The 21,192-nt window shown below is 70.9% G+C and carries 21 protein-coding genes and 1 tRNA gene; 6 read left to right on the plus strand and 16 right to left on the minus strand.

What is annotated here, in order from left to right:
* Positions 1–132: 132 nt before the first annotated feature.
* On the minus strand, positions 133–2,520 hold the full coding sequence (locus AB0K10_RS18020; protein WP_363684727.1) for a M4 family metallopeptidase: 2,388 nt from the start codon (positions 2,518–2,520) through the stop codon (positions 133–135).
* Between the two features lie 167 nt (positions 2,521–2,687).
* Here AB0K10_RS18020 and AB0K10_RS18025 point away from each other — a divergent pair, with 167 nt between their 5' ends.
* The gene (locus AB0K10_RS18025; protein WP_363684729.1) at positions 2,688–3,236 is read left to right on the plus strand and encodes a hypothetical protein; all 549 of its coding nucleotides are present in this window, start codon (positions 2,688–2,690) and stop codon (positions 3,234–3,236) included.
* A gap of 12 nt (positions 3,237–3,248) precedes the next feature.
* Here AB0K10_RS18025 and AB0K10_RS18030 read toward each other — a convergent pair whose 3' ends face one another.
* From AB0K10_RS18030 to AB0K10_RS18060, 7 genes are all read right to left on the minus strand, one after another.
* Positions 3,249–3,899, minus strand: a complete 651-nt coding sequence (locus AB0K10_RS18030; RefSeq protein ID WP_363684731.1) for a histidine phosphatase family protein — start codon at positions 3,897–3,899, stop codon at positions 3,249–3,251.
* A 72-nt stretch (positions 3,900–3,971) separates the two neighbouring features.
* A complete protein-coding gene (locus AB0K10_RS18035; protein ID WP_363684733.1) occupies positions 3,972–4,391 on the minus strand; it encodes a VOC family protein in 420 nt (139 codons plus the stop codon).
* A gap of 35 nt (positions 4,392–4,426) precedes the next feature.
* Complete coding sequence (locus AB0K10_RS18040) at positions 4,427–4,828, minus strand: AraC family transcriptional regulator (RefSeq protein WP_363684735.1); 402 nt, start codon at positions 4,826–4,828, stop codon at positions 4,427–4,429.
* A 43-nt stretch (positions 4,829–4,871) separates the two neighbouring features.
* Positions 4,872–5,459, minus strand: coding sequence for a dihydrofolate reductase family protein (locus AB0K10_RS18045; RefSeq protein WP_363684737.1), 588 nt, complete (start codon positions 5,457–5,459; stop codon positions 4,872–4,874).
* A gap of 29 nt (positions 5,460–5,488) precedes the next feature.
* Entirely contained in the window at positions 5,489–6,547 is a 1,059-nt protein-coding gene (locus tag AB0K10_RS18050; RefSeq protein WP_363684739.1) for a hypothetical protein, read from the minus strand.
* Between the two features lie 105 nt (positions 6,548–6,652).
* Positions 6,653–7,159 (minus strand): SRPBCC family protein, encoded by a 507-nt coding sequence (locus AB0K10_RS18055; RefSeq protein ID WP_363684741.1) that lies wholly within the window; start codon positions 7,157–7,159, stop codon positions 6,653–6,655.
* A 210-nt stretch (positions 7,160–7,369) separates the two neighbouring features.
* A tRNA-Thr gene (locus tag AB0K10_RS18060) sits at positions 7,370–7,443 on the minus strand.
* A gap of 340 nt (positions 7,444–7,783) precedes the next feature.
* Between AB0K10_RS18060 and ugpC the strand changes: the two genes are divergently transcribed.
* Both ugpC and AB0K10_RS18070 read left to right on the plus strand, forming a co-directional pair.
* On the plus strand, positions 7,784–8,875 hold the full coding sequence (ugpC, locus tag AB0K10_RS18065; RefSeq protein ID WP_363684743.1) for a sn-glycerol-3-phosphate ABC transporter ATP-binding protein UgpC: 1,092 nt from the start codon (positions 7,784–7,786) through the stop codon (positions 8,873–8,875).
* 169 nt (positions 8,876–9,044) lie between these two features.
* Positions 9,045–9,626, plus strand: coding sequence for a hypothetical protein (locus AB0K10_RS18070; RefSeq protein ID WP_363684745.1), 582 nt, complete (start codon positions 9,045–9,047; stop codon positions 9,624–9,626).
* Between the two features lie 49 nt (positions 9,627–9,675).
* Here AB0K10_RS18070 and rlmB read toward each other — a convergent pair whose 3' ends face one another.
* Together rlmB and cysS are read right to left on the minus strand one after the other, a co-directional pair.
* Complete coding sequence (gene rlmB, locus AB0K10_RS18075) at positions 9,676–10,809, minus strand: 23S rRNA (guanosine(2251)-2'-O)-methyltransferase RlmB (protein ID WP_363684747.1); 1,134 nt, start codon at positions 10,807–10,809, stop codon at positions 9,676–9,678.
* Positions 10,809–12,224 (minus strand): cysteine--tRNA ligase, encoded by a 1,416-nt coding sequence (gene cysS / locus AB0K10_RS18080; RefSeq protein WP_363684749.1) that lies wholly within the window; start codon positions 12,222–12,224, stop codon positions 10,809–10,811. The genes rlmB and cysS overlap by 1 nt, the downstream gene beginning before the upstream one ends.
* 216 nt (positions 12,225–12,440) lie before the next feature.
* Between cysS and AB0K10_RS18085 the strand changes: the two genes are divergently transcribed.
* Positions 12,441–13,061, plus strand: coding sequence for a helix-turn-helix domain-containing protein (locus AB0K10_RS18085; protein ID WP_363684780.1), 621 nt, complete (start codon positions 12,441–12,443; stop codon positions 13,059–13,061).
* A gap of 1,185 nt (positions 13,062–14,246) precedes the next feature.
* Positions 14,247–14,672 carry a DUF559 domain-containing protein gene (locus AB0K10_RS18090; RefSeq protein ID WP_363684751.1) on the plus strand — a complete coding sequence of 142 codons (426 nt, stop codon included), beginning with the start codon at positions 14,247–14,249 and terminating at the stop codon, positions 14,670–14,672.
* Positions 14,673–14,996: 324 nt separating this feature from the next.
* On the opposite strand, the gene AB0K10_RS18095 is transcribed toward AB0K10_RS18090, so the two are convergent.
* The 3 genes from AB0K10_RS18095 to AB0K10_RS18105 form a co-directional block, all read right to left on the minus strand.
* Positions 14,997–16,706 (minus strand): S8 family serine peptidase, encoded by a 1,710-nt coding sequence (locus AB0K10_RS18095; protein ID WP_363684753.1) that lies wholly within the window; start codon positions 16,704–16,706, stop codon positions 14,997–14,999.
* 105 nt (positions 16,707–16,811) lie between these two features.
* The gene (locus tag AB0K10_RS18100; protein ID WP_363684755.1) at positions 16,812–17,510 is read right to left on the minus strand and encodes an HAD family hydrolase; all 699 of its coding nucleotides are present in this window, start codon (positions 17,508–17,510) and stop codon (positions 16,812–16,814) included.
* Positions 17,511–17,523: 13 nt separating this feature from the next.
* A complete protein-coding gene (locus tag AB0K10_RS18105; RefSeq protein ID WP_363684757.1) occupies positions 17,524–18,480 on the minus strand; it encodes a DMT family transporter in 957 nt (318 codons plus the stop codon).
* 85 nt (positions 18,481–18,565) lie between these two features.
* On the opposite strand from AB0K10_RS18105, the gene AB0K10_RS18110 reads away from it, so the two are divergent.
* The gene (locus tag AB0K10_RS18110; protein WP_363684759.1) at positions 18,566–19,111 is read left to right on the plus strand and encodes a CGNR zinc finger domain-containing protein; all 546 of its coding nucleotides are present in this window, start codon (positions 18,566–18,568) and stop codon (positions 19,109–19,111) included.
* Here AB0K10_RS18110 and AB0K10_RS18115 read toward each other — a convergent pair.
* From AB0K10_RS18115 to AB0K10_RS18125, 3 genes are all read right to left on the minus strand, one after another.
* Positions 19,078–19,662, minus strand: coding sequence for a GNAT family N-acetyltransferase (locus AB0K10_RS18115; RefSeq protein ID WP_363684761.1), 585 nt, complete (start codon positions 19,660–19,662; stop codon positions 19,078–19,080). The two genes, AB0K10_RS18110 and AB0K10_RS18115, sit on opposite strands and share 34 nt — an antisense overlap.
* 79 nt (positions 19,663–19,741) lie before the next feature.
* The gene (locus tag AB0K10_RS18120; protein ID WP_328369527.1) at positions 19,742–19,924 is read right to left on the minus strand and encodes a DUF397 domain-containing protein; all 183 of its coding nucleotides are present in this window, start codon (positions 19,922–19,924) and stop codon (positions 19,742–19,744) included.
* Positions 19,915–20,727 (minus strand): helix-turn-helix transcriptional regulator, encoded by an 813-nt coding sequence (locus AB0K10_RS18125; protein WP_363684763.1) that lies wholly within the window; start codon positions 20,725–20,727, stop codon positions 19,915–19,917. The genes AB0K10_RS18120 and AB0K10_RS18125 overlap by 10 nt, the downstream gene beginning before the upstream one ends.
* Positions 20,728–21,192: the final 465 nt, after the last annotated feature.

Consider the following 21,192-nt stretch of genomic DNA (forward strand, 5'->3'; position numbering starts at 1 on the left):
CGTGTCCGCCCAAAATGAATCTTGGACACTTTCCGTCCGTGGATGACGGAAACTGTCCAAGATTCGCAGAAACATAACGGCACGGGCCCGGCGGCCACCGGATGGGGGCCGCCGGGCCCGCTCCTGATCAGGTCAGGAGACGGTGACCGCGGTGTCGTCGACCACGAAGGACGTCTGCAACGAGGAATCCTCGACGCCTGTGAACTTCAGGCTGACGGTCTGGCCGGCGTACCCGGCCAGGGAGAAGGACTTCTGGCTGTAGCCGGTGGCCTTGTTGAGGTTCGAGTAGGTCGCCAGCGTGGCCAGCACCGTCCCGCCCGAGTTCAGCACCTGCACGTTCAGCTTGTCGTACTGAACGCTTGTGGTGGTCTCGGCCGAGTCGATGTGCAGCCAGAAACTGACCGTGTACGACGAGCAGCCCGCCGGAAGGGCCACCGACTGGGCGAGCGTGTCGGTGTGGCTGCTGCCGTACCCGTTCAGCCACGCCTTGTACGACCCGGTGCGGGCCGCCTGACCGCTGTCGGTGGTGATCACGCCGGAGCTGGCCGTCCAGCCTGTCGCACCGGACTCGAAGCCCGGGTTGGCCAGCTTCTGGCCCGGCGCGGTGCAGCCGCCCCCGGTGCCGTTCACGGTGAGCGTGTAGGCGGCGCTGCGGGTGACCGACCCCGCGCCGTTCACGGTGACCGAGTAGGTGCCGGGCGGTGTGCTCGCCGAGGTGCTGATGGTGAGGGTGGACGAGCCGCCCGAGGTCACCGAGGCGGGGCTGAACGCGGCGCTCGCCCCGCTGGGCAGGCCGGACGCGGAGAACGTCACGGTCTGCACCGTACCGCTGGTGGTGGCTGTCGACACGGTGGTGGAGGCCGCGCTGCCCGGGTTCACCGAGCCGGCGGTGGGCGACAGCGACACGGAGAAGTCGTTGCCGGTGGAACAGGGCGCGTCGTTGCCGGCCACGTTCACGGCCGTCCAGGCGGCCTGCACGGCCTTGTACTCGGTGGAGCAGCTGCCGTACAGGTCGGTGGCCGCCCGCAGGCTGTACGCGCGGGCCGTGTTGGCAGGGTTGCTGCTGTTGACGTACGACGTGTTGGAGGTGAAGTAGACGTCCAGTGCCCGGTACCAGATCTTCTCGGCCTTGGAGCGGCCGATGCCGGTCACCGCCGGGGCGGAACCGCAGACCGGCGAGGTGCCGTACGAGGTGGCGCCGGTGCCCTCGGCGAGGTTGAAGTAGAAGTGGTTGGCGACGCCGGAGGAGTAGTGCACGTCCTTGTTCTTGGTGCTGGTGGACCAGCAGCTGTCGGACGAGCCGTCCAGCGACGGGTTGTACATGTAGCGCAGCGGCGTACCGTTGCCGTTGATGTTGATCTTCTCGCCGACCTGGTAGTCGCCCGGGTCGCTCGGCGCGGCGGCGTAGAACTCCATCATGTTGCCGAAGATGTCGCTGGTGCCCTCGTTGAGGCCTCCGGATTCGCCGGAGTAGACCAGGCCGGCCAGCGCCTCGGTGACGCCGTGGCTCATCTCGTGCCCGGCCACGTCCAGCGAGACGAGGGGGCGGGAGTTGCCGGAGCCGTCACCGTACGTCATCTGGGCGCCGTCCCAGAAGGCGTTGACGTAGTTGTTGCCGTAGTGCACCCGGCTCGGCACGCCGCTGCCGTTGCCGAAGATGCCGTTGCGGCCGTGCACGTTCTTGAAGTAGTCGAACGTCTTCGCCGCGCCGAAGTGAGCGTCCACGCCTGCGGACTGCCGGTTCGAGTTGGCGCCGGTGCCCCACGCGTTGTCGGCGTCGGTGAAGGTGGTGCAGCTCGACGTGCCGTTGTTCATGTCGCAGGTACGGCCGTTGCCGTGCGCCGGGTCGATCATCTGGTACGTGCTGCCGGAGAGCGTCGTGTCGATGCTGACCGTGCCGGTGTAGATGCCCTGGCCGCTGCCGACCACCGACTCGATCTCGTCGAACGACCCGACCGTCGCGCCGGAGGTGGCGTCGGTGATCACGTGCAGCCGCGACGGCGTCTGCCCGTCGGGCCGCCAGCCGCTGACCACTGTCTCCCAGGCGAGCCGGCCCGTGCCGGAGCTGGCGTCGACGAACAGTTCCGGGGCACCCACGGCCTCGGCCTTGCCGGTGAACCGGGCGCTGGCGGCCTTCTTCGCCGCGCCCGCGGTGACCTTGGCCGTGGTGGGCAGGGTCAGCGGCGCGGCGAGCCCGACCGAACTGCCGGCGTACGTGCCGTTCGGCGTGGTGTGGATGACGAAGTCACCGCCGTACACCCGCAGGCCCTGGTAGGTGCGGGTGTAGCGGGTGTGCGCCGCGCCGGAGGCGTCCACCCGGGTGCTGCGTACCCGGTAGGACTCGGCGCTCGAACCCTGGACGGCGCCGGGGTTCGTTCGCAGGACGGTCGCCGCTCGGGCCGCGGCGGAGGCGTCCGGCGCGGGGGCGGTGGGTGGTGCGGCGTGCGCCGTGGTGGCGACGCAGGTCAGCAGGCCGCTGGTGAGCAGCGCTGCGCTGACGGCCGCGAGGGGTCGTTTCACGTGCCCTCCTGAAAGGAGAAGAGTGTGACGGGGGTAGTCACGCATGTAGATATAGCCATGTGTTGAGGAAAAGAGAAGGCTTGGACCGCTCCCAGACATTGAGACTGGCCGAACGGATGAGGGCCTTGACAAGGGAACCAACGCCGGCAACGGCACGTCCGACGGATATGAGACCCGCCTCGACGACAGGTGTCACGATCGCGCTCCTGGCCGCCCTCCTGGCCGGCTGCACCGGGACGGACCGGGCCGGCACCCCCGCGAACCAACCAGCGGCCACCGGCACTCCGCCGCCGGCGACCGCAGTCCCGACCACTCCGATCGCCCCGACGCCGAGCGGCACCGCGCCGGCCGTGCCCGGGGCCCCGGACGCGGCGGCCGGGCGGGTGACGCTGTTCCGCTCCGGCGGCTTCGCCGGACGCGGCGACACCGTCACAGTCGAACCGGACGGCCAGTGGACAGCGGTGGACCGGGCCGGTGGCCGACGTACCGGAAAACTCGACGCCGCCGACCTCGGCCGGCTCCGCGGCCTGGCTGCCGACAGGCGGCTGGCCACCGAGGCCCGCCGCACGGCCACCGCGACGAGCTGCGCGGACGCGTTCAGCTACCGCCTGACCGTCGGCGCCGTCGAGACCGGGTACGTCGACTGCCCCGCCGACCCCGCGCCGCCGCCGGCCACCCGGGCGCTCGTCGAACTGCTGCTGCGGGTCGTCGGTTGACCGACCGGCGCGTCAGACCAGGTAGTCCGGGGGCAGGCCGGTGCCGCGCAGCTCCGCCGGCAGGTGCGCCACGTCGTTGACGGCGATCAGGTTCGGCGGGCCGGCCGGGCCGTACCGGATGACTGTCAACCCCGCGTTGTGGTGGTTCAAGCCCAGCCACCGCCGCTCCGGGGCATCGAGGGCATGCCTGACCAGCCAGGCGATCAGAAAGCTGTGCGTCACCACCAGCTCACGAACCGGCTCGCCCTCGGCAGCTCCCTCGTCGGCCGCCACCGGACCGGTGAAGCGCCGCACGGCCTCCGCCGTCACGCGCGGCCCGTCGGCCCGCTCGGCCGTCGAGAAGCCGGCCAGAAACCGGGCGTACGCCGGCGGCAGGCCGCTCGGGTCCGTGTCGTGGGGGAGGTGGTCACCGGCCAACTCCGTGGCGTACACCGGGACGCCCGGCAGTGCCGCCGCGACCACCTCGGCGGTCTGCGCGGCCCTGCGCAACGGCCCGTGGTGCACGGCGGCGAACGCCCGGCCCCGCAGGCGCTCACCGAGCAGCGTGGCCTGCCGCCGGCCGCGCTCGGACAGGCCGGAATCCGGCTCGGTCGAGGCCGTGTCGGCGTGCCCGGTCAGGTCCTGCTCGCCGTGCCGGGCCAGGTACAGCAACCGCGTCCGCATGCCGTACACCCAAACACACACCGGAGGGCGCGGAGTCAGCCCCGCGCCCTCGGAGTCGGTGCTGGGCTCGCGCTACGCCCGGGGGAACATCTGGCCGACGCGGATCTTGTTGCCGAACGGGTCCCGGATGCCGAAGTCGATCCCGTACGGGCGCTCGGTCGGCTCGTCGGTGATCTCGACGCCCTTCGCCACGAGATCGTCGTGCGTCTTGCGGGCGTCGTCGGTGGTCATGAAGAGGTACCCACCGAGGGCGCCCTTGGTGAGCAGCTCCCGCACCTGCTCGGCCGTCGCCGGGTCCATCGCCGGCGGGCCCGGCTTCTCCAGCAGGATCTCGCGCTCCGGGTCACCGGGCAGGTTGACAGTCAACCAGCGCATGAAGCCGAGATCCTGATCGGTGTTGACCTCCATGCCGAGCTTGTTCACGTAAAAGTCCAGCGCCTCGTCCTGGTCGAGGACGTAGATCTGGGAGCGGCTGATCGCGTTCATCGTCATGCCCTAGACCGTAGAGGGTGGCCCTGACCTGCTGCTTATCCAAAACTGCTGGGACGCGTCCAGGCTTTGGTGAAGCAGGACGGCACGTTGGCCGGCGCGGCGCGGCTACGCCGGAAATCCGAGGGCGACTCCCCCACGATCTGTCGGAACGTCCGGCTGAACGTGCCCAGGCTGCCGAAGCCGACCGCGTAACAGATGTCCGTCACGTCCCGGTCGGTCTCCACCAGCAGCGCCATGGCCCGCTCGACCCGACGGCGTTGCAGGTAGCGGTGTGGCGTCTCGCCGAAGGTGGCCCGGAACGTCCGGATGAAGTGCGCCTCGGAGACGTGCGCGATCCGGGCCAGCGCAGGGATGTCCAGCGGCTCGGCATACGCCCGGTCCATCGCGTCGCGGGCGCGCAGCATCGCCCGGTTGGACTCCTCCACGGCACGGCTCACCGCGGACCACCCGGATTCCCGACCCTGGTCTGCGCGACCTGCCTCACCACGGGCTCGTCTGCCGGATGGCGTAGTGGTGCATGGTGACGCCGTCCGGGAACGACCGCTGCTCGATCAGGTCGAGGTCGATCTGCCTGTCCACGTCGTCGAACAGCGGCCGGCCGGAGCCGAGGATCGCCGGGTGGGTGAACAGGAGAAGCTCGTCGAGAAGCCCCGCCCGCAGCAACTGCGTGGCGATCGTCGCGCCGCCCACGCCGAGGGTGCCGTCCGTCTCGGCCTTGAGGCGAGCCAGTTGCTCGATCGCGTCGTCCCCGCCGATCACGCGGGTGTCGTGGTCGGCGCGGGATCGGGTGCGGGAGACGAGCACCTTGGGCGCGGAGGTCCAGATCTCGCCGTACTCACGCATGAAGTCCGGCAGCGACGCGTCCTCGCGTGCCCGGGGCCAGAACTCCTCCATCGTCTCGTAGATCACCCGGCCCTGGACCATGCCCGCGAGCGCCCGGGCCCGCGCGTTGAACTCCCGGTGCAGTTCCTCACCGATGCGCAGCCACTCGCCGCCGCCGTTGTCCCCGGGAACCTGCTCGATGCGCAGGTCGAGGGACACGTTCATCCAGTACACGAAACGACCCATCGCGAATCCTCCTCTAGTGGTGTGCCGACTCAGCGCGGGCCGCCCGGCGGAAGGACCGGCGTCTGCGTCACGTCCTGATCGCGCAGCTTGGCGTAGACGACCTCGGACGTGAACCCGCCGATGAACCCGATGGCCAGGACGAAGAAGACCAACTTCCGCGCCGCGTCACCGTCGAGCAGACCCGGGTTGGTGGAGAGCTGCGCCGCGACGAACAACAGGAAGGCGATGACACCGGCGGCCGAACCCAACGCCGCCGCCCGCAGCCAGTTGCCACTGCCGTCGTACGCGTTGCGCACGATCGCGCCCCACACCGAGGCGAACAGCGGAGCGGCCACGAGAACCGCGACGTTCTGCCACCCACCGGCCGGAGCGGCGTACGCCAGCGGGATCGTGGCGAGGGCGAGCAGCAGGAGGACCAGCGCGGTGACCAGACCCGCCACCGTACGCCGCCCGGCGGCCCGCTCGGCCTCGCCGGCGGCGCGTTCCTGCTCGGCGCGGCGCTGCACCTGGGCGTCCAGCGCGGCAACGATCGGCTCGGCGGCACCCGGCTCCCACGGGCGGGCCAGCAGAGCCACCTCCTCCTCGGTGGCGACGCCGCGCTCACCGCTGAGGCGCTGCCAGGTCTTCTCCGCGCCACCGCCGAACGCCGCGACCGCCGCGACCGGGATGCGCCGGGACAGTCCGATGAGCCCGGCGACGAACGTGGAGCGGCCGCCACCCACCAGCAACAACGCGTCGACAGTCAGCAGCGACCGGTAGAAGGTGACCTCCCAGTCGTCTGTCGACTCGGGCACGACTGTGAACAGGTCAGGGTGCCGCTGGGCCTCCTCGAAGCCCGTGTCCCGCTGGTACCGGCCACGGACCAGGATCGACCCGGGCTGAGCCCGGCCGGAGCGTACGTAACCGCGCACGACGTCCCGCTCCAGGTACTCGGGATCGCCGGAGTACACGACGATGCGGCACCCTCGCGTGGCGAGTGCCGCACCCAGCTCGGCCGCCGCCGCAGCCGCACCCTCCGGGTCGCGGACGGCGGGCGAGTAGACGCGGTCCGCCTGGGCGCTACCGGTGATCGCGACGAGCGGGCTCATGCGACTCCTCGACGGTCGGTGGTAACCCGAACTATAGGAGTGGCCGACCATCGATGCCCGCGTCGACGGGGTTGCCGGCGAGCCGCCGGAGCGCGGTTGACTGCTCTATGTCGTGGGCCTGAACTTGCCAGCCACGGAGTGCCCTCTGTGCGTCACCCTCCCCTCTTCCAGCAACTCCTTCAGCCTCTGCAGATTCGACCGCACCTCGCCACTCGGAGATTTCCCGATCAGCGCGAGACCGGCACGGCCGAGCCGACCGAAGGGCGTCTCCATCACCTCACGTACCTCGGTCTGCCCAGCCACGGGTCCGGGCCGGAAAGAGACTTCCCAGCGGGTGCTCAAGCCGGTCAGCGCCACCGTCTCATAGCGAATCAGCTCGTTCGCGCGCTCCTCGACCACTCTTATCGTCCATTTGACGTGAATTCCCACCGGACCCTGAATCGTCCAGCGAGACGTCCCCGGTCCGGTCTCCTCCACGGTCATGACGTCCCCGAGGAACCGCGGCATGTTCGTGAAGTCTCGATAGAACCCGAAGGTGTCCTCCACGGTGCGGTTGATCGTGGTGTGAGCCTCGACGGCAGCGCCCGACAGTCGGCGCGAGCTTCCCGGCATGGTGGTCTCCCCGTCCTCGTGCTGACGGGGCGATTACCCGGCTCGCCGCTGTCGACCCTCCCGCTGTCCCGTCTTTCTGCTCGCCAGGCGGGCGCGCGGGCGCCGCGCGGAGGACGGGTGGCTGTCCCGCCAGCGGTAGCGGCGGTCAGCACCGCCAGCAGTCAGGTCGGTGGGCCACGGCGCCCGACACGAAATCGGGCGGTGGAAAGGAGCCCCCGGCCGGGATCGAACCGGCGACATCTCGCTTACAAGGCGAGTGCTCTGGCCAGCTGAGCTACAGGGGCGCGTGCGTCGAGGCCAGCATAGCGACTGACATCCGGATATCCCGCTCGCGAGTGCTCCCGAGCACGGGAAACGTCAACAACCCGACGCTCGCCGCCTTGGCGCGACGTCGATTGATACCTGCCCGTGCCCGACTGCCCGGAATGTGTGGGCACTGGATCACTTCCGAGGGTCCCTCGCCTTGGCAGCGCGGGGAAAGCCGTTTACGGTGCAGTGACACGGACGACACCACGGCCGCCCCCGGCGCCGACCGCCGTCCGCTGACCGGCACGGGTACGTGCCGGTCGCTCCTTCACTCGGATCGTCCGGCACGTTCCTGCCGGTGAGAGGAAGCGCACCACCATGGCTACGGTCACCTATTCCAAGGCATCCCGGATCTACCCGGGCACCGAGCGTCCCGCCGTCAACGAGCTGAACCTCGAGATCGGCGACGGCGAGTTCCTCGTTCTCGTCGGCCCCTCCGGTTGCGGCAAGTCCACCAGCCTGCGCATGCTCGCCGGCCTGGAGGACGTCGACGCCGGCTCGATCTACATCGACCAGCGCGACGTCACCCACCTGCCCCCGAAGGCCCGCGACATCGCGATGGTCTTCCAGAACTACGCCCTCTACCCGCACATGACGGTGTACGAGAACATGGCGTTCGCCCTCAAGCTGCGCAAGACCTCCAAGTCGGAGATCGACAGGCGGGTCAAGGAGGCGGCCGGGCTGCTCCAGCTGGAGGAGTACCTCAGCCGCAAGCCGAAGGCGCTCTCCGGCGGTCAGCGTCAGCGTGTCGCGATGGGCCGGGCGATCGTCCGCGAGCCGCAGGTCTTCCTCATGGACGAGCCGCTGTCGAACCTCGACGCCAAGCTGCGTGTGCAGACCCGTACCCAGATCGCCTCGCTGCAGGCCAAGCTGGGCGTCACCACTGTCTACGTCACGCACGACCAGGTCGAGGCCATGACCATGGGCCACCGGGTCGCGGTGCTGCTCGACGGTGTCCTCCAGCAGGTGGACACCCCGCGGGCGCTCTACGACACCCCGGCCAACGTGTTCGTCGCCGGCTTCATGGGCTCCCCCGCCATGAACATCAAGACCGTTCCGCTGAACGAGCAGGGCGCCGAGTTCGCCGAGTTGCACATCCCGCTCTCCCGCGAGCAGGTCGCTGCGGCCCGCGCCGAGGGTGGCGACGGCAAGGTGACCGTGGGCTTCCGCCCGGAGGACTGCGACCTGGTCAGCCCGACCGAGGGCGGCATGCCTGTCGTCGTCGAGCTGGTCGAGGACCTCGGCTCGGACGCCAACGTCTACGGGCACGCGGCGCTGGGTGGCAACTCGGAGCGCTTCGTCGTCCGCACCGACCGGCGCACCATGCCGAACATGGGTGACACCGTGTTCGTCAAGCCGCGCACCGGCCGCAGCCACGTCTTCCACGCCGCCACCGGCAGCCGGATCTGACGTAACGCCGTACCGGAAAGGGGCGGTCCGCTTCGGCGGGCCGCCCCTTTCGTCGTACCCGGGATGGCTTCTCACCCCTCGGTGCCAGCGTGGATGTGGCTCCGGAGGGTGACTCGGGCGGGTGCGCCGCGGCCGTAGCGTCGCGGCACGCCCAACCCGAGGAGACGCCGTGTCCGCCACCGCTCACCCGATCACCCGTTCCCGGCTTGACCGGACGGCCCGCCTGACCGGCCGCAGCCTCGCCTACTGCGCGACGCTGGTGCCGGTCGCCCTGGTCGCGCTGGTGACCGCCCCGGTGGGTGGCGCCGACGCGGCCGTAGCGCGGTGGCGAAGGCTGCGCAGCGGACTGCTCGGAGCACCCCCGACGCCCGCGCCCGGTCGCCGACCCAGCCCGGTCGCGGTGCTCGGCCACGGACTGCTCAGCCTGCTGCTCGGCTTCGTGGCACTGCTACCTCTCGGCGTTCAGCTGCTGCTGGTGCTGCGCGGCGTGCTGTACGGGATCGTGGACCGCGGCCCGTACGACCACTCCTGGGGTGGTCCGAGCCGGGCCGGCGCGTGGCTGGCGCACTTCCTCGTCGGCCTGCCGATGGCCGCCGCCGGCCTGGCCGCGTTGATCGGCATCGCCGCCGTGCACCAGCGACTGACCCGCCGTCTCGACGGGGAGCGCAGTCCGGCCTGGCTGCTTCCGACCACGCTGCTGATCGCGGTGGCCGGGGCGCTGTTCTTCGTCGCCTGGCTCCACCAGATCTGACGACGAGGCCCCCTCCCGCACCCGGCGGGAAGGGGCCTCGTCTACGTCGTTACAGCTCGACCGAGCGGCGGCGGGCGACCTCGGCGAGCGTGACCGCGGCGGCCACGCTGGCGTTGAGCGACTCCACCTCGGAGATCATCGGGATGCTGACGGTCAGGTCGCACGTCTCCCCGACCAGCCGGGACAACCCGCGCCCCTCGGAGCCGACGACCACCACAAGCGGGCCGACAGCGGCCTCCAGGTCGTACAGGTCGGTGTCGCCGTCGGCGTCCAGGCCGACCACCATGAAGCCGGCGTCGCGGCACGCCTTCAGCGACCGGGTCAGGTTGGTGACCTGGGCCACCGGCACCCGCGCGGCCGCGCCGGCGCTGGTCCGCCAGGCGGTCGCCGTGATCCCGGCAGCACGCCGCTCGGGTACGAAGACACCCTGCGCGCCGAACGCGGCGGCCGAACGGATCACCGCGCCCAGGTTGCGCGGGTCGGTGACCCCGTCCAGCGCCACCAGGAGCGGCGCCTGCTGCTCCAGGGCCGCGGCGACCATGTCCTCGAAGGGCTGGTACGCGAAGGGCGGCACCTGCAACCCGACACCCTGATGCAGCACCCCACCGGTCATCCGGTCCAGTTCGGCGCGGCTGATCTCCAGGTTGGCGATGCCCCGGTCGGCGGCCGTCCGGATGATCTCGTTGATCCGGTCGTCCATGTCGATGCCCTGGGCGACGTAGAGCGCCGTCGCCGGCACCTGGGCGCGCAGCGCCTCCAGCACCGGGTTGCGCCCGACAAGCAGCTCCGGGGTGTCCTTGGAGGGGTTGGACTTGCGCCCCGGCGCGACCCGAGGGCCGGTCCGACCGGCGCCCGGCCGGCCACCCCGTGCCGCCGAGCCACCACGACTCGCCGGTACGCCACGGCCACCGCCCCTGCCCCAGGTGGTGTCCTTGCTGCCCGGCTGGCCGATCTTGGGGGCACGCCCTTCCTCGGCCGCCGCCCGGCGCTCCTTGTCCTGCTTCCAGGCGGTGCGCTGCGGCAGCTTCTCGGTGCCCGAGTAACCCTTGTGCCAGGGTCGCTCGTCGGCGGGCAGGGTGCGCCCGCGCCCGGTGAGGGAGTCCTTGTTCTTGCCGCCGGAGCCCTTGGGGGCACCCGCCTTCGGCGTCAGTCGCCGGCCACGGCGCTGCGAGTTGCCGGCCATCAGTCCTGCTCTCCAATAGTCCAACGGGGGCCCTGGGGGGTGTCCTCGACCACCACGCCGGCCAGCTTGAGCTGGTCGCGTACCGCGTCGGCGGCAGACCAGTCCTTGCGGCCCCGGGCCTGCGCGCGCTGCTCCAGGGCCAGCGCGATCAGGGAGTCCACCACGGCACGCAGATCGTCCGAGCGGCCGCCACCGGTCCAGCCCTCATCGAGGGGGTCGACACCGAGGATATCCAGCATCGCCCGTACCGCGGCCAGGGTGGTGCGGACGGTCACATCGTCGCCGGTGCTCAGCGCGGTGTTGCCGTCGCGGATGTGCTGCTGCAACACGGCCAGCGCGGCGGACGTGTTGAGGTCGTCATCCATCGCCGCGACGAAGCCGGCCGGCAGCCCACCGAACTGCCCGGCGCCCACCCGCTCGACGGCCCGCTGCACGAAACCCTCGATCCGCCGGTACGCGGTGGCCGCGTCGCGCAGCGAGTCCTCCGAGTAGTCGATCACCGAACGGTAGTGCGCGGCGGCGTAGTAGTAACGCAGCTCCACCGGCCGCACCCCGAGCGAGTCCACGTATGCCAGGTCGAGCGCATTGCCTGCGGACTTGCCCATCTTGGCCCCGCCGATGTTGAGCAGCCCGTGGTGCACCCAGTAGCGCGCGAACGGCAGCCCGGCCGCGTTGGACTGGGCGATCTCGTTCTCGTGGTGCGGGAACGTCAGGTCCAGACCGCCGCCGTGGATGTCGAACTCGGGGCCGAGGTAGCGCCAGCACATCGCCGAGCACTCGATGTGCCAGCCGGGGCGGCCCAGCCCCCACGGCGACGGCCAGTACGCGTCCGCCGGCTCGTCCGGTTTGGCACCCTTCCAGAGGGCGAAGTCGCGCGGGTCCCGCTTACCCCGATCGGGGGCGTCGCCCGCCGACTGCATCGCGTCCGGCGACTGACCCGACAGCGACCCGTACGCCGGCCAGGACGCCACGTCGAAGTAGACGTCACCGGAACCGTCGGTGGCCGGGTAGGCGTGCCCGTCCGCGACCAGCTTCGTGATCAGCTCGTGCATCTCCGGAATGTGCCCGGTCGCGCGCGGCTCGTAGGTGGGCGCCAGCACGTTCAACGCCCGGTACGACTCGGCGAGGATCAGCTCGTTGGCGTACGCGATCGACCAGAACGGCCGACCCTGCTCCCCCGCCTTGACCAGGATCTTGTCGTCGATGTCGGTAACGTTGCGGATGAACGTGACCTCGTAGCCGGCGGTCACCAGCCAGCGACGCAGCACGTCATAGTTGACGCCCGAGCGAAGATGGCCGATGTGCGGCGGTGCCTGGAGGGTGAGACCACACAGGTAGACCCCCACCTTGCCGGCTTCCCGCGGGACGAAGTCCCGCACCGATCGGGTGGCGGTGTCATACAGGCGTAGCGTCACCGTACAAGGGTAGCCGTCCGCGCTGCTCCGGGTCGGCCGGTGCCGGGTCGTACGCTGCCAGGCGTGGACGCGACCGCACATCCCGCCGAGCCACCCGCTGTCCCCGGCGATGAAGGCCCCCCTCCGCGGCGCCGACCCGGCCGGGCCGATGTCGTCGCCGGCCGAGCCGATGTCGTCGCCGGCCGAGCCGATGTCGTCGCCGGCCGAGCCGGGGAGATGGCGCAGACGCTGGACCGGGGTCTGCGGCTGCTGCACCTGGTCGCCGACGCGCCCGCCGGGTTGACAGTCACCGAGGTGGCGACGCGGCTCGGCATCGGGCGGGCGGCCGTCTACCGGCTGGTCGGCCCGCTGACCGGGCACGGCATGCTGCGCCGCGACGGCGACGGCCGGCTCCGCCTCGGCGTCGGGGTACTGCACCTGGCCCGACGCGCCCAGCCGCTGCTCGCCGAGGGGGCGATGCCCGCACTACGCCGGCTCGCCGAGCAGGCCGGCGCCACCGCACACCTGACGGTGGTGGAAGGCGGCGAGGGTGTCGCCCTGGCCGTGGTCGAACCGAGCTGGACGTCGTTCCACGTCGCGTACCGGACCGGAGCCCGACATCCCCTGGACCGAGGAGCGGCGGGCCGGGCCATCCTGGCCGGTCGGGGCGGCGCCGCCGAGCCGGTGAGCAGCAGCGGGGAACTGCAGTCCGGGGCGTACGGGGTGGCCGCACCGGTGCTCGGCGTACCAGGCCTGGAGGCCAGCGTCGGCGTGGTCGCGCTCGCCCCGCTGGACGTCGACCTGGTCGGCCCCCAGGTATTCGCGGCCGCCACAGCGGTCACCGCCGCCCTCCGCTGACCGGCCGCCCGGCCGCCCCACCGCCCGGCCGCTTGATCGACTCGGGTTCATGGAAAGCGCGGCATCCCAGCACCAACGACGGCCCGATTTCCAGGAACGCGAGTCGATCACCGCTGGGTGCCATACCACGATCGGCGAAGCGGCTCGCGGTTGTCCACAAGGGTCCACGGAGGGTTGGGCCGGGTTGTCCACAGGGGTTTCGGCGGGCGGTTCGGGGTGCCCACGCTGTTCGACATGCCACCTCGTCCGTACCGACCCGATGCCCTCACCTGGCAGGTCTTCCGTGGCTCCGACGCTGTCCGGGCCGGCCTTCTCAGCGAACACCAGTTGCGCAACTCCGCCTGGGTGCGGTTGCGCCACGACGTCTACGCCGATGCGCGACTGGACCGGGACCACGCACTGGCCTGTCGTGCCACCCTCCTGCGACTCCCGCCCGGCGTGGTGATCGGCGGTCCGTCGGCCGCGTACCTGCACGGCATCGAACACGCCGCCGCCTTCACCGACGACGTGCACGTCCTCGTGCCCCGGCGACTGCGGGTCGGCGCACAGCGCGGCCTCCGCGTCCACGTCAACGCTTTCACTCCCCTCACGCACCCTGAGCCGAGGCTGCCGGCGAAGATGCCCTCGGGCCCGAGCCGTCCGACGACAAGGACCCACCCGCCAGGCACCACTCACCCACCGAACACGGTCCGCCCACCAGGCACGACACGCCCGCCGGGCTCGCCGCATCCGGGCGACAAGACACGTCTTCCGGACACTGCCGGCCCAGCGGGCACGACACGTCCACCGAACGAGGCAGGCCCGAACACGGCACGTCCACCGAACGAGGCAGGCCCGAACACGGCACGTCGCCCGAACACGACAGGCTCGACGGGCACGACAGGCACGACAGGCCCGACGGGCACGACAGGCCCGACGGGCACGACAGGCAGGGCGCGGCCGGCGGTACCAGGGCAGCCACCGAACGTCGGCGCCGCTCCACGATCGGCAGGACCGCCGCCCCGAGAGGATGCTGCGGCGCCCGGACCGAGCCACGGACTGATGACGGCCCCCGCGCCGAGGCCCCTCGCTGGTCCGGGCGGTTGGATCCCTCGCTCCGATCCCGGTCGGGCAGCCTGGGAGACGGCCGTCTGGCTCGATCCGATCCGCGCAATCTCGATCATCGACTCACTGCTCGGACGAGGATTGACCGACCGGGACGAGCTGGCCCTCATCGCCGCCCGCAACGCGAACATGCCTGGTGGGCGACGCGCCCAGTGGCTCTTCGATCTGGCTGACGCCGGGGCCCAGTCTCCACCTGAATCGCAGTTGCGAGTGCGACTGGTCCTCGGCGGCCTGCCGCGCCCCAGCGTTCAACATCCGGTACGCCTGTCGAACGGCGTCGTCCTACACCCGGATCTGGCGTGGCCGGAGTTCCGGGTGGCGGTCGAGTACGACGGGCAGTGGCACGCGGACGCCGATCAACTGCACCGCGACCGACGGCGGCTGAACCTGCTCGTCGGTGCGGGTTGGCTGGTGCTGCATGTGACCAGCCGTCGTCTTCACGCCGAGTTCCCGGCGGTGCTCGGCGAGGTACGCGCCGCGCTGGTCGCCCGCGGCTGGCGCCGGTGATCTCCCAGAGGCGTCCCAGGGGGCTCGGTCATCTCGCCTTCCTGGAAACCGCCCGGTCCGTCGGGCACCGACACCCCGCCTTCAAGGAACCCGAGTGGATCAAGCCGCGCACACCACGAGCCGCGCCCACCACGGGCGAGGCCCCACACGGGCGAGGCCCCACACGGGCACGGCCCCACACGGGCACGGCCCCACACGGGCACGGCCCCACACGGGCACGGCCCCACACGGGCGAGGCCCCACACGGGCGAGGCCCCACACGGGCGAGGCCCCACACGGGCGAGGCCCGGTCGACAGTTGTCGACCGGGCCCCGAGGTGGTGTCTTACGGGCGGGCGTTCGGCTTGAGCGGGGTCTTCACCGCCGCGTAGGCGTCGACGATCCCGTACCCGTAAAAGCCGTTGAAGTTGACCCCACCGGCGCAGTACGCGTCGTAGGTCTCGTCACGGCCCTCGTTGCGGTACTGCTGGAGGCGCGGTTCCGGGCAGGCGTGCTCGGCCGCGGTGCGGTAGAGGTGCTGCTCGACCAGGTCCGGGGCCATGCCGAAGCCACCCCGGCCCTGCGGCTTGCCGTACCGGCTGACGATCAGCGCGGCGACGCCGGCGGCGTGCGGGGACGCCATCGAGGTGCCCTGGAGATAGGTGTAGTAGCCGCACTCACCGTTGGCCTTGCACTGCTTGAAGACGGACTCTTCGAAGCCGGCGACGATGTTGCCGTCGGCGTCGACCGAGCCCTCCTCCTGGAGCACGTGCTTCGGGTACGACGAGAGGATCATGTTGGCGTCGGTACGGTACGAGTCGGTGCCGAAGCCGTCCCGGAACCAGCCACCCGGCGCGGCGACCGAGATCTGCTCGGTGCCGTAGTTGGAGAAGTCCGACTTCTTGCCGGACGGGCCGAGCGACGAGACGCCGATGACGTGCGGACCCTCGGTGGGCAGGTCCCAGCAGCTGTTGTTGTCGATCGGCCTGGGGTACGGGTCGGCGCCGTAGTCCGGGCTGGTGGTGTCGGTGCGGGGTGCACCGAGGTCCTCGTTGTTGTTGCCGAGCGCGCCGACCAGGGTGACGCCCTTGTTGTGGGCGAAGACCAACGCCCGCTTCATGGCCTTGATGATGGCCCGCTGCTCGGCCTGGTCCTCGGGCGAGTCAGCCGGGTTCGCGGTGCAGTTGTAGAGCCACGGGTCGACGTAGAACGACATGTTGACCACGTCGATCCCGGACCGGCCGGCGTAGACGAGGGCGTTGACCACGGGGTCGAGGAAGAAGTAGCCGGAGTCCTGGCCACCCTTGAGCTCGACAAGCGAGACGTTCGGGGCGACACCGGAGAGGCCGAAGCCGTTGGCTGCGGCGCCGATGGTGCCGGCCACGTGGGTGCCGTGCCCGCCGTCGTCGGTGCCGACCGGGTCGAGGCAGCTCGCCACCTCGCAGGCGCCGTCCACGTCGACCAGGTCGGGCGCGAAGTTGCGCGACAGCGACCAGTTGAAGTTCGGTGCGATGTCCGGGTTGCTGGCGTCGACGCCGGTGTCCAGGACGCCGACGGTCACCCGACGGTCACCGGGCTCGATCTTGCGGGCCTTGTCGGCCCGGATCATCTCCAGACCCCAGAGCTTCTCATCGAGCGGGTCCAGCTTGGCACCCTTCTTCGCGGCAGCACCGGCAGCACCCGCCGCACCGGCAGCGCCCGCAGCACCGGCAGCCGTCAGGTGCTCCTGCTCGACCCGGTCCAGCTTCGGCTTGCGGCCGATCACCTTCTGCTCGGCCGCGCCGATCAGGGTGGGGGCTGCGGTCGCCCGAGCCGCGAAGTCGGCCCGGTCGCTGGTGACCTGGAACATGCCTACCTCGTCGGACCGGGACACCACAGTGCCACCGGCTGCCCGGATGGCGGCGACGGCCGTGTCGGCGGCGACGCCGTCCTCGGCGACGACAGTGAAGGTGCGGGAGGTGCTCGGTGCGGCGCTGGCCGGTACACCCAGGCCCGCTGCCGTCAGTGCCAGTGCTGCCGCGGTCGCGACGGCGCCGGCGGTGAAGCGCTTGCTCACCACATCGAATCCTCTCGTTGAGGGACGTGGCAGCCATCACACAACACCCGCCAGCTTTACGCCAGGTGAACGTCCGTTATGGCGGTGAATCTCTCGTTCATCCGCTCAGTTCAATGCGGGTGATCCGGCCGACAGGTTCGCCAGGACCACCGGCAGATCCGCCAGGGTGGACACCTCCGCGTCGGGGGAGAGCCCGGCCGGGCGGGGCAGCCCGTACCGGTTCAGCCACACCGATCGCAGGCCGGCCCGCCGGGGCGCCACCACGTCGTGCTCCCACGAGTCACCGACGTACACGATCTGGCCGGCCGGGACCCCGGCGGCCTCGACCACCGCCGCGTAGAACTCCGGGTCGGGCTTCTTGGGCAGGCCGTTCTCGTGCGCGTACAACTCGAAGGCGAACTCGCCGGCGAGCCCGCAGCGTTCGGCGCGGCTGTTGCCGTTGGTGGCGAAGCCCAGCGCGTACCGGGTGCGCAGCGCGGCAAGCGTCGGCGGGACGTCCGGGAAGGGCCGGGTGAGGGCGAAGCGGCGGGCGAAGAAGAGCACGGCGATCTCGTCCAGGTGGCCGGCGAGCCCGGCGCGGGCCAGCGATCGGGCCAGCGCGGCGCGGCGGATCTCCAACACCGGGGCGGCGCTCAGCCTGCCGAACACCGCGTCCCAGTCGGATTCCAGCTCGGCGAGCGTCACGCCGGCCGCGGCGGGCGTACGGCGGCGCATCTCGTCGAGGACGGCCACCAGCCCGCCGGTCACCGCCGGCCGCAGGTCCAGCAGGGTCTCGTCGGCGTCGAACACCACGGTGGTCAGCATGGCGTCCACTCTCTCATCGGCTGCTGGCCGTCAACGTGGGCTCCTGGGTGGCGGCCACGGGTGTACCGCGGAGCTCGTCGAGGCGCACCAGGGCGACCCCGGCGACGATCAGCACGCCGCCGAAGAGCTGCCAGGCGGTCGGCAGTTCGTCGAGGAACAGCCAGGCGATCAGCACCGCGAACAGCACCTCGGTCAGCCCGACGAACGACGACAGCCGGGGGCCGAGGATCCGGGTGCCGGCGATGCCGGTCAGGTACGCGATCACGGCGGCGACCAGGGTGAGCCCGACGATGGGCAGTAGCCAGGTGGTGCGGTGCCCGGCGAAGGTGACCTCGCCGAACGTGGCGCGCAGGGGCAGCAGACCGGTCAGCCCGACGAGAAGCAGCACCGCGGCGCCGACGGCCATGCCGCCGCTGGCCATGGCGACCGAGGGCAGCCGGGGGTCGACCCGACCGGCGAGCACGAAGTAGCCGGCCAGGCCGAACGCGGCGCCCAGCCCCCACAGCAGGCCGACGGGGTGGAAGCCGGCGGTGCCGGTGATGTCCAGGACGAACGCCAGCCCGCACAGGGCGGCTGCCGAACCGGCCACGGTGAGCCGCCGGGGACGCTGGCCGTGCCGCAGCCACATCCAGACCACGACGAGGATGATGCCCAGGTACTCCAGTAGGAGCGCGATGCCGACCGGCAGGTAGCGCACGGCGTTGAAGAAGCACACCTGCGCCAGCGCCACCCCGAGCAGCCCGAACAGCACGACCGCCGCGCTGTTGCTGCGTAGCACGTGCCACCTGCCGCGCAGCGACAGCAGGGCGGGGATCGCCAGCACCAGGGCGGCCACGCCGACCCGGGCGATCACCGCGGCCTCGGCCGACCAGCCGGCCTCGATGAGCGACCGCGCGAAGGTGCCCGAGGTGGCGAACGTGACAGCGGAGAGCAGTGCCAGCGCGGCGCCGACGGCGGGTCGTGACTGCATCTCGGACTCCTCGGGACGACCTGGTGTCATGAGCAAACTATCCTTGTGCCCATGACGCTAGGCGGCCACCGTGACAGGAGTCAAGTTGCTATTCGCTCATGACACCGAATGTTCGTTGATCGCCGCCACCGCGCTTGTCAACACCGCGGGTCGCGACGGCGAGCTGCTGCCCGACGTCGCCGCGCTTGACGCGTTCTTCGACAGGCACGCCTACAGCGGGCGGCACGAGCACACCGACGCCGAACTGCGCGCCGTGCGGGAGTTGCGGCCCCGGCTGCGGCGGATCTGGCACGCCGAACCGGCCGAGATCGTCGCCATGGTCAACGCCCTGCTGCTGGAGAACCGGGCGATCCCGCAGCTCATCGAGCACGACGACGAGCCGTACCACCTGCACGCCGTGCCCCGCGACGCGCCGCTGGCCACCCGCATGGCGGTGGAGGCGGCGATGGCGATCGCCGATCTGGTCCGGATGGGCGAGTTGAGCCGGCTGCGGATCTGCGAGTACCCGGACTGCGACAACGTGGTCGTCGACCTGTCCCGCAACCGGTCGCGGCGGTTCTGCGAGGCCGGCTGCGGCAACCGCGCGGCGGTGACCGCCTACCGTGCCCGCAGGGCCGCCGGCCGTTCCTGAGCGACGTCGGCCCGCAGCTCGTACTCCACCTCGCCGTGCTCGGTCCCCGGGATCGGGTCGTCGAACTGAAGGTGGAAGGTGCGCACGTGCCGCAGTCCCGCCTTTGCCAGCACCCGGCGGGACCGCTCGTTGACCGCCATCGTCTCGGCCCACACCCGACGCACGCCCACCACGTCGAAGGCGTACCTGACCAGCGCCCGCGACCCCTCGGTGGCCAGGCCGCGCCCCCACGCCGAGCGCCGCAGCCGGTAGCCCAGCTCGGCCTCGGTGCCGTCCTCCGACGGGTCGAGCGCGAACCAACCCAGGAAGTCACCGCCCGCCCGGTCGAGCGCCGCCCAGCGACCGAGCCCGGGATGCCGCTCGTACTGCGCCAGCAGCCTCGGCACCTGCTCGTCCCGCACGGTGGCGCGCGGGGTGGCGACGCCGCCGGTGAGGAAACGCATCACCTCAGGGTCGCTGTCCAACTCGACCAACGCGTCCACATCGGCCACCGTCAACCGCCGCAACCGCAACCGCTCGGTCCCGGGAGGAACCAGGTCATCGCCACCCATGGCGGGATCATCCCGCCATCCACTGACCCCGTCGAGCCGTTTACCACCCGCGACGGCCGTCGCGGGCCAGGCGGTCGGGTCAGCGCGGGGGCGCGACCACGAAGAGCCGCCAGGAGTACGCGTCGACCACCAGCACGGGCCCGTCCGAGTCCTTGCTGTCTCGCACCCCAACCACGTCCCCAAGATTCGTAGCCACCTCGACACAGTTGTTGTCCTGACCGCTGCGGCTACTCGTGCGCCACTCAGCGCCGATCAGCTCCATGACTCTGCCACTTCCCTCATCAGCTTGGCGGACTCCTGCGAGGGCAACGCCTCGCCGAGGACAGTCTCCCAAACCCGTTGCAGCCTATGGAGATCCTGCGGCCGGTCGAGTTCTTGACCTCGGATCTGACTATCCAGATAGGCCACCTCGGCGTCGTCCATGAGCACGGCGAGGATGAAGGGACCACCGAGACCAGGGTGCTCGCCAGCGGCAGCCGGCACCACGAGAATCCGAACCCGTGGGTGCTCAGTGGCAATGCGGCCCAGATGCAGCAGTTGGTCACACATCGTCTTCCGGTCGCCGACCAGCCTTCGGAGCGCTGCCTCGTCCATGACTGCCGTGATCTTCGGCGGGCGGTCACCGTAAAGAATCTCCTGCCGCTCCATTCGATCAAGCAGGCGACGTTCCACCTCATCGGGTTCAAGCAGTCCGCCCGCCTCAAAGACCGCGCGGGCGTATGCCTCGGTCTGGAGCAGGCCCGGCACATGCAAGGGTTCGTACCACCGAAGCGCCTTGGCCTGCTTCTCTATCGCACGCCCCCCGCGCAGCCAGACCTGAGCCTTGTCCAGGCTGACCAGTTCGGTGGACATGCGGCCGAAGAGACCGCCGGTGTCCAGGGCGCGGTCGACGAGTTCCAGGTACTTCGCTGTGGGCGCCTGTTGGCCCAACTCGACGGCGCTGACCATCGACGGCGAGTAGTTCACCGCCTTGGCCAGTTCGTCCTGACTCCAGCCCCGGCGAGCGCGTGCCCGGCGCAGCTCCGCGACCAGGAACGCCGCCGCCGTCATCTGTCCATCGGCCATACCCTGCCGCCCTCCACCACGCCGGCGATCAACTCCAGCCGGCCGCCACCGACGTCACCGCCACGAACAGGGTGACACCGACGAGTCGGCCAAACCCTTCCGACCGTAGTCGCCTGATCACCAGACTGTGAAGCGCGGCACCGCTCCCCGTCCCCCGGGCCCGGCGGCGTCGCACGGGACCGCCCGCTCCCCCGTGCCGGGCGGTCCCACCCACCCACCGACATCACACCGCCCGGGCCGCACCGTCCAACCCGACCACACCGCCCAGCCACAGCGATCGCACCCCGATCCGCCGCGATTTTGGCGCAGCGCGCGCCATTCGAGCGGGTGCTCGGCAACTCTTCGAGATCTTGGACAGTTTCCGTCAGCGGGGCGGGCTCAACTGGTGGTTGCAACACTCAGGAGCTGGGTCATCTTCTCACCTGGGGTGGCCCAGCCCAGGGTCATACGGGGGCGGTCGTTGAG

The sequence above is a fragment of the Micromonospora sp. NPDC049274 genome, from assembly GCF_040678875.1.
Lineage (GTDB): Bacteria > Actinomycetota > Actinomycetes > Mycobacteriales > Micromonosporaceae > Micromonospora.

Coding starts and splice junctions, on each gene's coding strand:
- AB0K10_RS18025 (WP_363684729.1), top strand. CDS start 2,688: ATGAGACCCGCCTCGACGACAGGTGTCACGATCGCGCTCCTGGCCGCC.
- AB0K10_RS18030 (WP_363684731.1), bottom strand. CDS start 3,899: ATGCGGACGCGGTTGCTGTACCTGGCCCGGCACGGCGAGCAGGACCTG.
- AB0K10_RS18035 (WP_363684733.1), bottom strand. CDS start 4,391: ATGACGATGAACGCGATCAGCCGCTCCCAGATCTACGTCCTCGACCAG.
- AB0K10_RS18045 (WP_363684737.1), bottom strand. CDS start 5,459: ATGGGTCGTTTCGTGTACTGGATGAACGTGTCCCTCGACCTGCGCATC.
- AB0K10_RS18050 (WP_363684739.1), bottom strand. CDS start 6,547: ATGAGCCCGCTCGTCGCGATCACCGGTAGCGCCCAGGCGGACCGCGTC.
- AB0K10_RS18055 (WP_363684741.1), bottom strand. CDS start 7,159: ATGCCGGGAAGCTCGCGCCGACTGTCGGGCGCTGCCGTCGAGGCTCAC.
- ugpC (WP_363684743.1), top strand. CDS start 7,784: ATGGCTACGGTCACCTATTCCAAGGCATCCCGGATCTACCCGGGCACC.
- rlmB (WP_363684747.1), bottom strand. CDS start 10,809: ATGGCCGGCAACTCGCAGCGCCGTGGCCGGCGACTGACGCCGAAGGCG.
- AB0K10_RS18085 (WP_363684780.1), top strand. CDS start 12,441: ATGGCGCAGACGCTGGACCGGGGTCTGCGGCTGCTGCACCTGGTCGCC.
- AB0K10_RS18100 (WP_363684755.1), bottom strand. CDS start 17,510: ATGCTGACCACCGTGGTGTTCGACGCCGACGAGACCCTGCTGGACCTG.
- AB0K10_RS18105 (WP_363684757.1), bottom strand. CDS start 18,480: ATGCAGTCACGACCCGCCGTCGGCGCCGCGCTGGCACTGCTCTCCGCT.
- AB0K10_RS18115 (WP_363684761.1), bottom strand. CDS start 19,662: ATGGGTGGCGATGACCTGGTTCCTCCCGGGACCGAGCGGTTGCGGTTG.
- AB0K10_RS18120 (WP_328369527.1), bottom strand. CDS start 19,924: ATGGAGCTGATCGGCGCTGAGTGGCGCACGAGTAGCCGCAGCGGTCAG.
- AB0K10_RS18125 (WP_363684763.1), bottom strand. CDS start 20,727: ATGGCCGATGGACAGATGACGGCGGCGGCGTTCCTGGTCGCGGAGCTG.